The sequence below is a fragment of the Salisediminibacterium beveridgei genome (assembly GCF_001721685.1).
In the GTDB taxonomy this organism is placed as follows: Bacteria; Bacillota; Bacilli; order Bacillales; family Salisediminibacteriaceae; genus Salisediminibacterium; species Salisediminibacterium beveridgei.
This window is the reverse complement of the sequence record NZ_CP012502.1, coordinates 2,955,872-2,971,882: the sequence shown is the minus strand read 5'-3', so window position 1 is coordinate 2,971,882 and position 16,011 is coordinate 2,955,872. Positions and strand designations below refer to the sequence as shown.

The 16,011-nt window shown below is 48.3% G+C and carries 15 protein-coding genes; 11 read left to right on the top strand and 4 right to left on the bottom strand.

The annotated features are described in order from the left end of the window. The first annotated feature begins 2 nt into the window (after nt 1-2). The 6 genes from BBEV_RS13915 to BBEV_RS13890 all read left to right on the top strand — a co-directional run bounded on the left by BBEV_RS13915 (nt 3) and on the right by BBEV_RS13890 (nt 7,673). Nucleotides 3-1,349, top strand: a complete 1,347-nt coding sequence (locus BBEV_RS13915; protein ID WP_084007491.1) for a sigma-54-dependent transcriptional regulator — start codon at nt 3-5, stop codon at nt 1,347-1,349. A 243-nt stretch (nt 1,350-1,592) separates the two neighbouring features. Beyond that, on the top strand, nt 1,593-1,772 hold the full coding sequence (locus BBEV_RS13910) for a twin-arginine translocase TatA/TatE family subunit (protein WP_069366018.1): 180 nt from the start codon (nt 1,593-1,595) through the stop codon (nt 1,770-1,772). Nucleotides 1,773-1,785: 13 nt separating this feature from the next. Then, nucleotides 1,786-2,646: a 4Fe-4S dicluster domain-containing protein gene (locus BBEV_RS13905; RefSeq protein WP_069366017.1), complete on the top strand. Its 861-nt coding sequence runs from the start codon at nt 1,786-1,788 to the stop codon at nt 2,644-2,646. Between the two features lie 17 nt (nt 2,647-2,663). Continuing rightward, nucleotides 2,664-3,950 carry an NrfD/PsrC family molybdoenzyme membrane anchor subunit gene (gene nrfD / locus BBEV_RS13900; RefSeq protein ID WP_084007406.1) on the top strand — a complete coding sequence of 429 codons (1,287 nt, stop codon included), beginning with the start codon at nt 2,664-2,666 and terminating at the stop codon, nt 3,948-3,950. Then, a complete protein-coding gene (locus tag BBEV_RS13895; protein ID WP_069366016.1) occupies nt 3,943-7,071 on the top strand; it encodes a molybdopterin-dependent oxidoreductase in 3,129 nt (1,042 codons plus the stop codon). The genes nrfD and BBEV_RS13895 overlap by 8 nt, the downstream gene beginning before the upstream one ends. Next, entirely contained in the window at nt 7,068-7,673 is a 606-nt protein-coding gene (locus tag BBEV_RS13890) for a TorD/DmsD family molecular chaperone (RefSeq protein WP_069366015.1), read from the top strand. Before BBEV_RS13895 ends, BBEV_RS13890 begins: the two co-directional genes overlap by 4 nt. Nucleotides 7,674-7,737: 64 nt before the next feature. Here BBEV_RS13890 and BBEV_RS13885 read toward each other — a convergent pair whose 3' ends face one another. Continuing rightward, on the bottom strand, nt 7,738-7,947 hold the full coding sequence (locus tag BBEV_RS13885; protein WP_069366014.1) for a YdiK family protein: 210 nt from the start codon (nt 7,945-7,947) through the stop codon (nt 7,738-7,740). A 1-nt stretch (nt 7,948) separates the two neighbouring features. Beyond that, complete coding sequence (locus BBEV_RS13880; RefSeq protein WP_069366013.1) at nt 7,949-8,680, bottom strand: CPBP family intramembrane glutamic endopeptidase; 732 nt, start codon at nt 8,678-8,680, stop codon at nt 7,949-7,951. Nucleotides 8,681-8,970: 290 nt separating this feature from the next. Between BBEV_RS13880 and groES the strand changes: the two genes are divergently transcribed. The 4 genes from groES (at nt 8,971) to BBEV_RS13860 (ending at nt 12,615) form a co-directional block, all read left to right on the top strand. Further along, nucleotides 8,971-9,255, top strand: coding sequence for a co-chaperone GroES (gene groES, locus BBEV_RS13875; protein ID WP_069366012.1), 285 nt, complete (start codon nt 8,971-8,973; stop codon nt 9,253-9,255). Nucleotides 9,256-9,318: 63 nt separating this feature from the next. Next, nucleotides 9,319-10,953, top strand: a complete 1,635-nt coding sequence (groL, locus tag BBEV_RS13870; protein ID WP_069366011.1) for a chaperonin GroEL — start codon at nt 9,319-9,321, stop codon at nt 10,951-10,953. A gap of 296 nt (nt 10,954-11,249) precedes the next feature. After that, complete coding sequence (locus BBEV_RS13865) at nt 11,250-12,194, top strand: aldo/keto reductase family protein (protein WP_069366010.1); 945 nt, start codon at nt 11,250-11,252, stop codon at nt 12,192-12,194. A gap of 13 nt (nt 12,195-12,207) precedes the next feature. Further along, nucleotides 12,208-12,615, top strand: a complete 408-nt coding sequence (locus BBEV_RS13860; protein WP_069366009.1) for a VOC family protein — start codon at nt 12,208-12,210, stop codon at nt 12,613-12,615. A gap of 87 nt (nt 12,616-12,702) precedes the next feature. On the opposite strand, the gene BBEV_RS13855 is transcribed toward BBEV_RS13860, so the two are convergent. Then, on the bottom strand, nt 12,703-14,103 hold the full coding sequence (locus tag BBEV_RS13855; RefSeq protein WP_069366008.1) for an NAD(P)H-binding protein: 1,401 nt from the start codon (nt 14,101-14,103) through the stop codon (nt 12,703-12,705). Nucleotides 14,104-14,436: 333 nt separating this feature from the next. Here BBEV_RS13855 and BBEV_RS13850 point away from each other — a divergent pair, with 333 nt between their 5' ends. Then, the gene (locus BBEV_RS13850; RefSeq protein ID WP_069366007.1) at nt 14,437-15,531 is read left to right on the top strand and encodes a flavin monoamine oxidase family protein; all 1,095 of its coding nucleotides are present in this window, start codon (nt 14,437-14,439) and stop codon (nt 15,529-15,531) included. 129 nt (nt 15,532-15,660) lie between these two features. On the opposite strand, the gene BBEV_RS13845 is transcribed toward BBEV_RS13850, so the two are convergent. Then, nucleotides 15,661-15,999 (bottom strand): Dabb family protein, encoded by a 339-nt coding sequence (locus BBEV_RS13845; protein WP_232318193.1) that lies wholly within the window; start codon nt 15,997-15,999, stop codon nt 15,661-15,663. Nucleotides 16,000-16,011 lie beyond the last annotated feature (12 nt).

Here is a 16,011-nt window from a genome sequence, read left to right as displayed (position 1 = left end):
TGATGCACCGTATACTTGTTGCGGATGATGAGAAGGACTTGAGGGAGCTGCTTGTCAGCCGGTTGAAGCGAAAAGGATTTGATGCAAAGGGTGCCGCTTCCGGCGAGGAGGCGATGACCCTTTTGCAGAAGGAATCATTTGATATCGGTATTTTTGATATCCGTATGGAGCCGATGGATGGTTTGACGTTGCTTGAGAACGTGAAGAGGCGCCAGGAAATGATGGATGTCGAAGTGATCATGCTGACCGGCCACGGAACGATGGAAACGGCGATCGATGCCATGAAAAAGGGAGCCTATGATTATTTGACAAAGCCTTATAATCTGGCCGAACTTGAAGTGGTGATCGCGAAAGCGCTGGAAAAAAGAAAGCTTTCCGAAGAGAATCAGACGATGCGCAGTCTGCTCCACGCCAAAGAAAAGGATTTTGACATCGTCGGGCGTTCCGCAGCGATCGAACGGGTGAAGCATCTGACAGCCCGGGTCGCGGATGCCGATGCTTCGATCCTGATTGAAGGAGAGAGCGGCACTGGTAAAGAGCTGGTGGCGAAAGGGCTGCATTACTGGAGTAAACGGGCGGCTGAACCATTCATAGCGGTGAATTCGGGGGCGATCCCTGAACAGCTGATTGAAAGTGAGCTCTTCGGCCATGCCAGAGGGGCCTTTACAGGTGCGCAAAAAGAGAAAAAAGGTCTCGTTGAGGCGGCGGATGGGGGCACGCTGTTCCTCGATGAAATCGGTGAGATGCCGAAGGATACGCAGGTGAAGCTGCTGCGCTTTCTCGAAACAGGGACATTCAGACGAGTGGGTGAAACCAGGGAACGTGCCATCCAGGTCAGAGTCGTGGCGGCAACGAATCGTTCCTTATCAGAGGAAGCGGCAGCAGGGCGTTTCAGAGAAGATTTGTTTTACCGGCTGCAGGTGATGATCATTGACGTTCCGCCTTTGAGGGAGCGAAAAGAGGATATTCCTTTACTGGTTGATTTCTTTTTGAAGCAGTCGGGTCAGAGACAGCTGACGGAACACGCCATGAATGAACTGATCCGGTATGATTTTCCCGGGAATATTCGTGAATTGATGCATATTCTCGAGCGGGGCTGTCTGCTCTCGCCCCATAATGAGATTGAAGCGGCGGATCTGATGTTGCCGGGCGGGACCCGTCAGGCCTCGAAGCAAGATGATGGCTGCGATCCGCTCAGGACGTTGGAGGAAGTGGAGCGCACCCATATCGACAGCGTACTGACTCATACGGACTGGAACAAATCCGAAGCCGCCGGGATTCTAGGCATCAGCGTACGCAATATTTACAGGAAGATTGAACAGCACCAGCTTGAAAAAAATTCAGAATGACATTTTGTCAACGTTCTCATGACAAAGCTGACAAAATGGCACAGACCCTCGGCAGATATTCAGCCGGTAACAAACGGGAATAGAAAGCAAGAGAAAAACGAATAAAGATGAAATCCTTGCTCTAACAGGATTTTTCAGTCATGCGCACGCATATTTCTTTAAAATATGCGTGCGCTTTTTGTGTTGGCATGCTTCTTGCATTTAGTAAACGTAAGAAAACCAATAGCTAAAGGAGAGATGAACATGTTATCAAATATCGGGATACCGGGACTTGTATTAATCCTGGTCATTGCGCTGATCATTTTTGGCCCGAAAAAACTGCCGGAGATGGGACGTGCCGTAGGGGATACGTTAAAGGAATTCAAGAAATCCACCAAAGAACTGACAAGTGAAGAAGACAAAGAGGAAGAATCAAAATCATAAGGGGGTCTGTACGATGGCACTGAAACATGATTCATTAATCAATCAAACGCTGTTCGCCGGCAAAGATATTTTAAGTCAATCTGTTTACAGCACCGATCTCGGTTTGAATATGGCTGAGGACGCCAGACGATTATCCGATGGGCACATCACCGAAGAAGATTTCGTAAATAAATACCAGGAATCAGTCGGTAAAGAATTCAATCAGAAACTTGAAGTCAGAGCGGCTGCAGGTCAGGATCACAGCAGCGTCAAATGGGGCATGGTGATCGATCTCCGTAAGTGCGTCGGCTGTGAGACGTGTACGGTTTCCTGTAAAGCGGAGAATCTGACACCTCCTGGTGTGTCCTATAACCAGGTGTTCGTTGAAGAAGAAGGGACATTTCCGAATGTATCGAGAACGAATATCGCGAGACCTTGCATGCACTGTGACAAGCCGCCCTGTGCTTCCGTTTGTCCGGTTCGCGCAACGTATAAAGCCGATAACGGGATTGTTGTTCAGGATAACGATCGCTGCATCGGCTGCCGGTACTGCATGGTAGCCTGTCCATACGGCGCGAGGAGTTTTGACTTTGGTGAGGAGTACGAAGAAATACTGGGTGCCAATCTGATGCAGGCACCGGAGCACGGTATGGAACGTGGTGAGCGGGGCAGCGGGGAAGCACCGATCGGAACCGTGCGTAAATGCAACTTCTGCTTTCACCGGCTGGAGCGCGGCGAAGAGCCTGCCTGCGTGGAGACATGCATAGGCGATGCAAGATACTTCGGTGATTTGAACAATCCGGAATCAACGGTCGCAAAGCTTGCTTCAGACAGTCGCGCATTCCGCTTAAAAGAAGAGTATGGCACAGAACCACGTGTCTATTACTTACGCTGAAAAAGGAGGTTAATCGAATGAGTGAAATGTCACAACCAACACAACATGCCCGCGAAGAACTGGATCCTCAAATCGTGCGAAAACGCTTTCGAATCTGGATGCTTTCCCTCCTCGTTGCATTGATCGCAGGTGGCGGGGCAATTATATACCGGATGGTGGAAGGACTGAGCGTCACGAACTTATCGACATTCGTTCCATGGGGAGCGTGGGTAGCTTTTTATATCTTTTTTGTCGGACTCAGCGCAGGAGCCTTCCTGCTGTCAACGTTGATCTTTGTTTTCGGAATGGAACAGTATGAACGCGTCGGGCGCTATGCCTTATTTACCGCACTAGTCTCCATGATCGTTGCCCTGTCCTTTATCGCCCTGGATCTTGGGCGGATGGACCGGGCGTTGAATGCGATGACGTATTGGAACGCACTCAGTGTTCTCTCTTATGAAGTCCGTTTTTACCTGGTATATATGGTCCTCCTTGCCGTAGAACTCTGGTTCGCGATGCGGATCGACCTCATTCGCCTCGCAAAAGAAGATCAGGGGATGAAAGGCAAAGTCGCCAATGCCATTCGACTCGGCAGTGATGATTCGTCGGATAACGCCAAGAAAAAAGACCACCGTTGGATGAAAATACTCGGGATTCTCGGCATTCCGATTGCGATTATCGGTGTTCACGGCGGAACAGGCACCTTGTTTGCCGCGGTTGCGGCTCAGCCGTACTGGAACTCCCCTTTGTTTCCGGTGATCTTCGTTGTCTCCGCACTCGTTTCCGGAACGGCCCTTTTAATTGCAATGTATGTCATTCAGCAAAAAGCCCGGGGAAAAGATGTGGATTTCGGAATGGTAAAGAGCCTCTCCATGCTGATGATCGCCTTTTTAATCATTGACCTCGGCCTTGAATTTTATGAATTCCTTGTTGCCGGGTTAACGATGAAACCTGAAAAATTGGCGATTTTAAACGTAATGTTCACCGGACCGATGGCCTGGTCATTCTGGGGCGTGCAGCTGTTTATCGGAGCCGTTCTTCCCATCTTTATTCTGTTTAACAAACGCTTCAACCAGTCAACGGGTTGGCTTACAGCAGCTGCAATTATGGTTGTGATCGGCATTATCGGCGTCCGTTTTAACATCGTTGTCCCAACACAGATCGTACAATCCATGAAAGAACTGCCCAATGCATTTTATTTCCCGAACTGGGTGGAATGGCTGAGCTCAATCGGCGTGGTTGCGATGGGGCTGCTGATTTATTCGATTGGCGCAAAATTTCTTCCCCTTGAACTAAACGAAGATGAGGTGAATTCACATGAGTAAATCTGTATTTGAAAATAAAGTCAACCGCCGTTCGTTTGTGAAAGGTGCGGGGATCCTCAGTGCGATAGCTGTTGCTTCACCGTTTTTCGGCAGCCCGGTCCGCCAGATTACCGGCGGAAACGTCTGGGCAGATGATGCACATGGCATCGGCGCATTCACTGAGGACTATACGGCGGAAAACGTCATCTATACAACGTGTGAGCAGTGCAATACGCACTGTACGATCAAGGCCTATGTGAAAGAAGGAAAGATCGAGGGTGGCTGTACATCTCTTGTGCGTAAAATCGCCGGGAACCCATACAGCCCGCTTACGATGAAGCCGATTGGCCAAATTGACTATGCTAAACCTGCCGCCGACGCGGCTCTTGGCGGTGGCAGCGTAGCCGTTGCCGGACGGGGTTTGCGCGGTGGCCGGACATGCCTGAAAGGACAGGCGGGAATTCAAACCGCCTACGATGCGTACCGTTTGAAAAAGCCGATGAAGCGCGTTGGTCCGAGAGGCAGCGGAAAATGGAAGACGATCTCTTGGGAGCAGGCGTATGAAGAAATCGTAGAAGGCAGCCCTGATCTTGGTACACCAGGGTTAAAAGAGCTTGCGGTGTACGAGGAAGAGGAAGTCGTCATGGCCGACTGGGAGCAGGTCAAAGAAGGCGCGATGACACAGGAAGATTTCGATGCGAAATACAAGGACGTACTGATCGATACGAAACACCCGGATTTCGGACCGAAAGTGAATCAGGTCGCCTGCCTGGGTGGCGACCGCAGGCATTTTACCAACACCCGCATCTGGACGCAAGGTCTTGGCAGTAATAACTTTGATGACCATGGCGGGGTATGCGGTGTGAGCTCGGTGATCGGCAATGTCCGTTCCTTTGAACACGGCAAACGACGTACCTACACCGATATCGACTATATTGAATACATGATCGCTTTTGGAACGAATCCCCTGGTTGCCAATAAGGGACCGACGTGGATGGCACCTCAGATTACCAATGCAATTGAGCGCGGGATGAAAATGGCCGTTGTCGACACGCGAATGTCCAAAACCGTTGAAAAAGCCCACCAATGGGTACCGATTATTCCTGGAACAGACGGAGCATTTGCACTGGCGATGGGCCGCTGGATTATCGAAAATGAACGCTATGACAAGACGTATTTGACGAATCCGAACCGCGCCGCAGCAGAAGCAGACGATGAGCCGACTTGGAGCGATGCGACTCATCTCGTGAAGGTTAGCGAGGCGACCCGTCAGAAACTCCGTGCCTCAGAGCTCGGACTTCGTGAAGAAGGCGACGATGACGACTATGTTGTCCTGAAAAACGGTGTTCCTCATGCTTCTGAAGACGCTGATGAAGCGGATCTGGAAGTGGACACATCCGTCCATGGAATTGAAGTCAAATCAAGCTTCCTGTTATATAAAGAGGAAGTTATGAAACATAGCCTGGAGGAATATGCGGAGATCACAGGTATCGAAAAAAGCATGATCGAAGACGTCTCCCGGGAATTCACGTCGCATGGTAAAAAGGCAGCCGCCTTCGGTTACCGCGGTAATGCGATGCATACAAACGGCTATTACAGTGTACGGGCGATGAATCTGCTCAATCACCTCATCGGGAACTACGACTGGAAAGGCGGCAGTATCTCTTCAGGAGCCAACTTCGGACCTTGGGACGGCGCGTATGATTTGGACACGGTTCCAAACGCCAGAAAACCTTGGGGCATTCCGATTACCCGTAAACAGTCGCAATATGAACAGAGCACCTTATTTGAGCGCGACGGCGGCTATCCGGCCTTACGTCCATGGTTCGGCACAACCGGAAACTCATCTCATGAGGTGATCCCAAGTGCAGATGAGGGATATCCTTATCACTTGAAGGCGCTGTTTGTCTACCGCATGGATCCGATTCTCTCATTTTCAACCGGTTATAAAAACCGGGAAGTACTTCAGGATGAATCGAAAATCCCGCTGCTCGTCTCCCTCGACATTACCGTCGGCGAAGCGGCTCAGGTATCTGACTATGTTTTGCCGGACTTGACGTATCTCGAGCGTTACGGCCAGCAGACGATTTATCCGAATCAGCTGCACCGATTGTCGAGTATCATGCAGCCGGTTACCCGGGTTGTTCCGGAAGCAAGAGCGGTGGAAGACGTGTTTATCGATCTGGCGAAACGACTCGATCTGCCGGGCGTTGGGGAAAACGCCTTTGCGAACGGAGATAAGCTCAACAGTTACGAAGAATACTACACGAAGATGGCAGCTAACATCGCCATGAAGGACGAAGCGGTTCCGGATGCCGACGCTGAGGAAATGGCAATTTTCGAGAATGCCAGGAAGAAAGCACTTGGTGAATTTTTCGACATTGATCGCTTGAAAAGGGCGGTTACCCCGGAAGAATGGCCGAAAGTTGTCTATATGTTAAACCGTGGGGGACGTTTTGAAGCACCGGGTGAAGAATATATCAATGACGGCAAACACGTTAAATATCAGTACGGTGGTCAGACAAACTTCTATGATGAAATCACGGCGCGCAATAAACATTCATTCAGCGGTGAATTCCACAGCGGGGTTCCAATCCATGAACAAATTAAAGAATATGACGAAACCGTCTACGAGCGTGATTTACCGCTTGTGATGACAAACTGGAAAGCGAAGCATATCGGTACGCACAGACAAGTCAGTAACGTTTGGCTCCGTGAAGTCCGTGAAGATAATCCGCTCTGGATGAACAGCATCGACGCGAAGAAACGCGGATTGAAAAATGGCGATACGATTAAGATCAAAGGCAGTGATTATGAAGCAGAGGGCCGAATTATGGTAACGGAAGGGATCCGTCCAGGCGTTGTCGGCTCGAGCTACAACTTCGGTCATACTGCATTTCGCTCCCAGCCAATCAAGATAGACGGTAAATGGTCCGGTGCGGGCGCAGAATATGGTCACACAAGTTACGAGTTTGCCGCCCCGAAAAAAGAATCCGGCTTATACGCGAAAGGCCGTGACACGGGCTTTTCAGCAAATAATCTGTTGAGCATCGACAGCACACTCGGTAACAGCAGCCTGTTTGACCCGATTGGAGGATCGGCAGCGCAACTTTACGCAAAAGTGGAGGTGTCCAAAGCATGATAAAAACACAGGTTGCGGATGCCACCCAAGAAGAACGTTTGATGGATAGTTTACAGTTTCTGATCTATGCCCGCTGCTTTCATGGACAAATCGAGTTGATCAATGATCTGATTCAAACCGGCGAAACTCTTGAGGGTATGAATGAAGACGTGCGAGAGTTACTCCATCAGTTAGAGGTTACACCCGATGACGAAGTGCAGATGCAGTATGACAATCTTTTTTTCATCCCGGGACCCTGTTATGCACCGCCTTATGTCAGTTTTTATCTTGATCTCGCGAAGGAAGGTCAGAATGCGGCGGTTCACAGTCTGAGCGGCTGTTATGAACGGTTCGGATTCCTCGACTATGCCCACGGAACAGGAGTGCGGCATGACCATATCGGTACCGTGTTCATGTTTTTGCATTATCTGTTGCAACGGTCGGTTGAGGCAGAGAGTGAAACCATACGTGAAGAAGCAGAGGCGATGTACGAAGTGATGCTGGAGGATTACCTGAGGCCCATGTTCGGGGACTTTGAAAAAGAGGTCTCCACGCGCATGATACGTGGCTTTTATCGCGATTTGGTCCAGTCAGCACACCTGTTGATCGAAGACGAAGTGTGATCAGTCTATATGTATTTTCATAAAATGAAGGCCGCCCATCAAAATCAATGGGCGGCTTTTTGGATCAGTTATTTTCTTTCCCTTTCTGTGCCTGTTTGTGCATGCTGAAGTATTTAAACGCAATCAGGAAATCCAAAGCGGCAAAAATCATCAAGAGAATCGTCCAGAAATCCCAGCCTTCGGTCTGGCCCATGGCCTGGGTGGCGAAAACCACGAGAATCACGCCGAAAGTAAAATACAGATAGCCATAGAATTTAGCAGATCGTTCTTTCATGTCAGTAGAACACTCCCATCAATGCTTGAAGACCCTGTTCAAGTTCCTCAAGTTGCTCGATCATTTCCAAAAGCCGGTCACCATAGACCACTTGAATCAGCATCACGAAAGAATTGATGCCCACATGGGCTACAATCGGAACGATGATCCGTCCTGTTTTCACATAGAGAAAGGAAAAGACAACACCCATCGCCAGATAGACGATCAGATTTTCGAAGTCCCAGTGAAGCCCGGCAAAAATCAGTCCGCTGATGATCGCAGCGATCCAAAAACCTGTTTTTTTGTAAATGCTGCCAAAGATCACTTTTCGGAATACGAGCTCTTCTGTAATCGGCACAAGAACGGCGACGACAAAAATCATGAAGGGCACTGCCGTAGCCATGTTGACAATCATGTCTGTGTTCTCAGAACCGGGTTCGATGTCAAAGAGGCCCATTTGAATGATCGATGCAGCGTATTGCCCGGCAAAAGCGAAAAATATGCCAATGATCGACCAGAGAATGGTCTTCCCGGTAGCCATGCGTCTGTTATCAAACTGTTTATCCCGTCCTGCTTTCCAGGAGAAGAGCACTACCAGAAAGAAACCGAGAGTCATTGCATAGGCAATGGCTGTTCCAAAAATTTCCGATTCCGATCCTTCAAATCCGATATACTGGAGAAGAGGGATAAAAAATGCGGGGGCAACCTGGGACAAGATAAACGATATAATGATTAACCAGTAAAATTTGTTCACGTTGTCAGTCTCCTTCAACCGTTGAATAATGAATGTCTCGATAATTGTATCACAGCATGTTGTCCACTTCATCTGAAACGATGTTTGCAGGCAGTCAGTTCAGGGAATGTGGGGCGTGGGACTCAGTTGTCGCATCGAATGAAGAGTGAAAATTTAATCAAAGGGGTTGCAAAAAACGGCGCTCTTGATTATTATTAGAATGGGTTAGCACTCGTTGCATCCGAGTGCTAACAAGAATACATTGCAACGCACAAAAACGTGCACAATTATATTAAAGGAGGGTGTTTTCCTTGTTAAAACCATTAGGAGACCGAATTGTCATTGAATTAGTGGAAAAGGAAGAAAAGACTGCAAGCGGAATCGTACTGCCGGATTCAGCAAAAGAAAAGCCACAGGAAGGGAAAGTGATTGCTGTAGGTAAAGGCCGTGTGACTGAGAACGGTGAAACCGTCCGACCGGAACTGAGTGAGGGCGACAAGGTTGTGTTCTCGAAATACGCAGGTTCTGAAGTGAAATTCGAAGGCAAAGAGTATACGATTCTCCGCGAGAGTGATGTATTGGCCATTATTGGCTGATTTTCTAATCAGACTTGAAGATCAAACTTAAAACCACGAACAGATATCAGGAGGATGATGAACATGGCAAAAGAAATTAAGTTCAGTGAAGACGCACGCCGATCTATGCTTCGCGGTGTGGACCGTCTGGCAGATACAGTGAAAGTAACCCTCGGACCAAAAGGCCGAAACGTCGTATTGGAAAAGAAATTCGGTTCACCGTTAATTACCAATGACGGCGTCACGATTGCAAAAGAGATCGAACTCGAAGATAAGTTCGAAAACATGGGCGCTCAGCTCGTATCCGAAGTCGCCAGCAAAACGAACGACATTGCCGGTGACGGAACGACGACGGCAACCGTTCTTGCCCAAGCCATGATTTCTGAAGGTTTGAAGAACGTGACGTCCGGTGCGAATCCAATGGTGATTAAAAAAGGAATTGAAAAAGCAACCCGTGCAGCGGTTGATGAACTCCGAAACATCTCCAAGCCAATTGAAGGCAAAGAATCCATCTCTCAGGTGGCCTCCATTTCTGCAGCAGATGACGAAGTCGGTCAGCTGATTGCAGAAGCGATGGAGCGCGTCGGAAACGACGGCGTCATCACTGTGGAAGAATCCAAAGGGTTCGCCACAGAGCTTGAAGTTGTGGAAGGGATGCAGTTTGACCGTGGGTATGCGTCACCTTACATGGTAACGGATTCCGAGAAAATGGAAGCGGTGTTTGAAGATCCGTACATTCTGATTACCGATAAGAAAATCGGCAATATTCAGGAAGTTCTGCCCGTCCTGGAACAAGTTGTTCAACAGTCCAGACCGATCCTGATCATCGCGGAAGATGTTGAAGGTGAAGCATTGGCAACACTTGTTGTCAACAAGCTGCGCGGTACATTCAACGCTGTAGCAGTGAAAGCACCTGGCTTTGGTGATCGTCGTAAATCCATGCTTGAAGACGTGGCCACACTCACTGGTGGTGAAGTGATTACAGAAGATCTCGGACTCGATCTGAAATCTGCAAGCATCACACAGCTCGGTCGCGCATCTAAGGTTGTTGTTACAAAAGACAACACGACCATTGTTGATGGTAATGGTGATTCCGCAGAAATCGCCGGCCGTGTGAACCAGATCAAAGCACAGCTTGAAGAAACCACATCTGAATTCGACAAAGAGAAACTTCAGGAGCGCCTTGCGAAACTTGCAGGTGGTGTCGCTGTCGTCAAAGTCGGCGCAGCAACTGAAACAGAAATGAAAGAGCGTAAGCTTCGCATCGAAGACGCACTGAGCTCAACGCGTGCCGCAGTCGAAGAAGGCATCGTTGCAGGTGGTGGTACAGCACTGATCAACGTGCTGAACGCAGTGAGAGCGGTCGATGCCGATGGAGACGAAGCAACAGGCGTAAACATCGTGCTTCGCGCACTCGAAGAGCCACTTCGTCAGATCACGCGAAATGCGGGTCTTGAAGGCTCCATCATCGTTGAACGCCTCAAAGGTGAAAAAGTCGGCATTGGTTTCAATGCTGCAACCGGCGAATATGTCGATATGGTTGCTGCAGGTATCGTTGACCCAACGAAGGTGACACGTTCTGCCTTGCAAAACGCTGCCAGTGTATCCGCAATGTTCCTCACAACGGAAGCAGTCGTTGCCGATCATCCGGAAGATGACAACGGCGGTGGCGGTATGCCGGACATGGGTGGCATGGGCGGAATGGGCGGCATGATGTAATTAAGGTCTATCAGCGCTGATGGATCAGCGTTTTAAGCCCTTACTCATCATGTAACTCACCGAAAAACCACCGATATTTATAATTGAGATTTTGAGAGGCCTTCATCAGGTTATTGAACCTGATGGAGGCCTCTTTGTTTTGCGTGATTACCTGAGATTGAATGCAAGTGATATCCGTTTGACTGAGTAAACTTGGTTTTTCAGGCTTAATTTAGAATATGAACCATCCGATTAGTTTACGGCTAGTCCCGTAATTTAGTATAATTGAATCTAGATCAAACTACAGGAGGGGTACGATGAATTACAGAAGACTTGGAAAAACAGGCCTGAAGATCAGTGAGATCAGTTTGGGCAGCTGGTTGACGTATGGTAAATCCGTCGAGGACAACACCGCAGAGAAAACGATACATAAAGCCTACGAACTGGGGATCAATTCATTTGATTCTGCAAACGTTTACGAACGGGGTGAAGGGGAGCGTGTGATGGCGCAGGCGCTGAAGACCTATCCGCGGGAATCGTACGTGATTTCGACAAAGGCCTTCTTCCCGATGGGTGAAGGGCCGAATGACGGCGGACTGTCCCGCAAACACATCACTGAATCGCTCCACAGCAGTTTGAAACGCATGAACCTGGACTATGTGGATCTCTTCTATTGCCACCGATATGATCATGAGACACCGGTGGAGGAGACCTTGAAGGCGATCGATGACCTCGTGCGTCAGGGGAAAATTCTGTACGCAGGCGTCAGTGAGTGGAGTGCGGCACAGCTTGAAGAAGCGGTTCGCATTGCGGATAAGCGATTGCTTGACAGGATTGTCGTCAATCAGCCGCAATACAATATGTTTAACCGTACGATCGAAAAAGAGATCATTCCTGTCAGTGAGAAACATGGGATCGGGCAAGTTGTCTTTTCCCCGCTGGCCCAGGGCGTTCTGACCGGTAAATACAAAGAAGGACAGGTCCCGGATCAAAGCCGGGCAGCGAATGAATCCATCAATCGATTCATCAAAGGGATGTTGAATGAGGATGTCCAGAACAGGGTAAGTCAATTGCTGGACGTTGCAAATGATCTTGAGATCACGTTGCCGGAGCTTGCACTGGCATGGGTATTAAGACAGCCGAATGTATCAAGTGCTCTGATTGGTGCCAGCAGGCCAGAGCAGGTTGAAATGAATGTGAAAGCATCAGGGATCGTGATTCCGACAGATGCTCAGGAAAAAATCGACGATATTTTAGTCTAAGGAGCTGAGTGTTGTGTATAAAGGAATCGGCCATCTCGCATTGAAAGTAGCGGATATGGAAAGGTCTTTGCATTTTTATTGTGAGATTCTCGGCTTCAAGCATGCATTCGACATTCAAGATGATCACGGTCAGCCGGTGATCGAATATATCAAAGTCGTACCTGGGCAATTCATCGAATTGTTTTACGGTGGGAAAACGACACCTGAATTCAACGATGACAGTATCGGGTTCAATCACCTCTGTCTTGAAGTCAATGATATTCATGAAATCGCAGATCACTTGAAATCAAAAGGGATCCCATTGACCGTCGAGCCGATGATCGGGAAAGATCACAACTACCAGTGCTGGGTAAAAGACCCCGATGGCAATGACATTGAGTTTATGCAGCTTGATCCCAAGTCACCTCATATGAATTGTTAAGAGCTTAAAAAGAAACACAAGGCTGCCGGGATTTTTCCTGGCAGCCTTGTGTTTGAAATGGTTTACCCTCGTTTTCAGTGCTGTTGTTCAAGATAACAGATTTTTTTTGAATCGCTTCATCACCCATAAATGTACTTTTGCCTGTGTGAATACATAAATAAACCAGGGCAATGAAGGTGTGTAATCATGAATGGCGACTAAAAACTCGTTCGTGTCAGGGATGTGCCGGAATTCCAGTCTCCCTCGGGTATCGCCGGTTATTTTTGCCAGTATCCCCCCGGTTATATAAAATAGTGCCCGGTCAGGCACGCTTCTTTCTTTCGAATAGGTGAATTCCATCATTGGCTTTTTAATGAAAACAGCAAAAAGCTTAGAGTTGTACTCTTCATCGATTTCTACTCTGATTAACGGTTTTAAAAGGGTAGATAGCCATTCTACATAGTGTAAAGCGACCCAAACGGCATTTCTCCCCTCCGGGAGAGGTAAACGTTGAACCGAACGAACATCATGTTGGGCTGCGGCTTTGGAAGCATTTTTTTTACGTTTTCCCGTCTGTTCAGATTGAATCGCATCCACTGCTGCTTCCAAAAAGGGTGTTTTACCAAAACTGATTCCTTCAACCATTCGTTCGGGCTCTGCTGTCATCGGATGAATTAAACTCTCAATGAGTGGATAAACGAGATTTTTCGGTGTATTCGTCGTTAAACTCACCCATAGTCTCGAGAGGTTGGGTGTGAAATATGGAATGTTCATGAGATAGCGTTCTTTGTCCATTGCTTTTGCTGTTCGGATCATCATTTCTTTGTATGTCATCACTTCCGGTCCGCCTATATCAATGGTCTTATCGAAGACATCACTGTTACCGATGCTGTTTCTTAATCCCGACAGCACATCAGTGAGCGCAATGGGATGTGTTAATGTTTCCGTCCATTTTGGTAAAAGCATGACCGGGAGCCGTTTAACAAGCTTGATGAGAATGGGGAAAGAAGAACCCTGAGGACCAACGATTAACCCGGCACGTAATGTCGTTAAAGGGACACCATAAGAGCCCAGAACTTTTTCTACTTCCAATCTGCTTTTTAAATGACGGGATAAATCCTCAACATCCGGAATGAGTCCACTTAAATAGACAATTTGTTTAATGCCTTTTTTCTTTGCTGCCCTTGCAAAATTATCCGCCAGTATCAAGTCCATATCTTCAAAACTGCCTTGCGTCAAATGAGCAGAGGCAAGCATGGAATGAACAAGATAAACGGCAAAATCTGCTCCCTCTATGCTTTTCTCCACGTCCACCATTGAAAATAAGTCACACGAGCGCCATGTTACATGTTCACTATTTGTTTGTTTTGAAACACTTCTGGAAAGAGCAATGATATTTGCTTGATCACCGATTTCTTTCATAATGTTTCTGCCGATATACCCACTGGCTCCTGCAATGACAACGGTCGGTCGTTTTTCCTGGCCTTCGATTCCGGACGCTTGTCCCATTTTATTCACTCCTGCCCAAAAATATCAGATTCCTTTACATGTATATGATCTGAAGCCTTATGCCAACAAGAATCTCCTTTCATTATACCGCAACAAAAAAGAATCAGCACGAATCATCGTTAAAGGGGCCCTATTATGCCTTTTACAGGAAATAAAAGAAAGGGATATAACTCTTCAGATCCTCCACCAGTTCTATTGTGATTGAGGATCTGAGTTGTCTTTGAAGTCTTTCCATGACATGTTGGCAGCTGAATGTGATACATTCATAATTGATTCAAAAAATGAAGAAGATTGTAATGCAATGAAAAAATAAACTGGCATTGGAGGGGTATGATGAACGATCCGATAATGATTGTGGGTGCCGGATTAAGTGGTTTACATGCGGCATCCCTTTTGACTTCAAGGGGCATTCCGTGTCAGGTCCTTGAATCACGGGACCGGCTGGGAGGAAGGATTTTAAGTGAAACGGTGAAAGGCAGAGCGGATCTCGGCACGTTTGATCTTGGTCCAACATGGTTCTGGCCGCAACATGAGCCTCTTATCTCCCGCCTTGTCCGAGAACTGGGGCTTGGGACATTTGATCAGCATGCACAAGGTGCGGTTTTATTGGAGCGCGGGCAACATCAGCCGGCAGAGAGGCATTCACTGCCGAAAGAATCGATGCAGCAGTCGGTACGGCTCGCTGGTGGCGTGGCCCCGCTTATTGAGGCCGTCGCAGCAACTCTTCCCCCAGGGACAGTTGAATTAAGTACAACGGTAAAAGAAATCGTGAAGAACGAGGATGGCACGCTGTTGTTGAAGACGGAACGTGCAGATGGAAAAGTGAAACATCGGCAGGGAAAAGCAGTTATTTTAGCCCTTCCGCCTCGCATGATCGTAAGCGCCATCACATTCAGACCTGATCTTCCGGAGAAGGTCATCAAGAGCCTGCAGGATAAGCCGACCTGGATGGCCGGACAGGCCAAAGCCTTAGCCATCTATGAGACGCCTTTCTGGCGGGAGCAGGGACTGTCCGGTCAGGTAATGAGCTGGGCAGGACCGCTGCAGGAGATTCATGATGCATCGCCTGATACAGGCGGAGCTGCACTGTTCGGTTTTTTCGGTCGATCTGCAGCAGAACGTCAGGAACTTGGGCCGACAAGACTTCGTCAAGAGGTTGTGGCTCAGCTGAACAGGTTATTTGGGCCCGGTGCCAAAGAGCCGATCGCCTTCCTCTATAAAGATTGGTCGCGGGATTCACATACGGCGGTCGATGCGGATGCCGTTCCCCTCACTGCCTTTCCAATCTACGGACCGCCAACACTCCCTGATGTGTGGAACAAAAAGATTGCATTCGCCGGGACCGAAACATCGGTTCAACATGGCGGTCATCTGGAAGGAGCACTCCATGCTGCAGTGCGTGCAGTGTCGGAAGTGACAGCGTCCTGAAGCCAGGTCGTCTCACGTATTTTCAGACATCGCGGGATTGACAATCGGTGTCAGGGAAGGTATTTCAACGAAATCATGGTCAATAAAAAGGGCTGCCGGAAAATCCCGGCAGCCTGATGACAGTTCGTTTCAATACGCTTTAAAATCAATTTCCTGGAACCGCTCAACTTCTTTCTTCCAGCGTTTCTCAACGAAGGCCTGATGATCGGGATGCGCATTGTAGGTATCATATGCTTCCTGATTCTCAAACTCCATGGAAAACCCAAAATCGAATTCGCATTTGCTGCTGACCTGAGTCAGGACTTCAAAATGCTGAACCACGGGGATTGAGCTCAAAATCTGTTTGCCATCCGCAAGGAACTGCTTCGTTTCAGCGGAATCCTGCGGACTTTTCAGTGTAAACACCGCCATATGTCTGATCCTGCCTTGATCCATAATAATCTCCTCCATTCCTGCTTGTTCTCTCATTATACCAAAGCA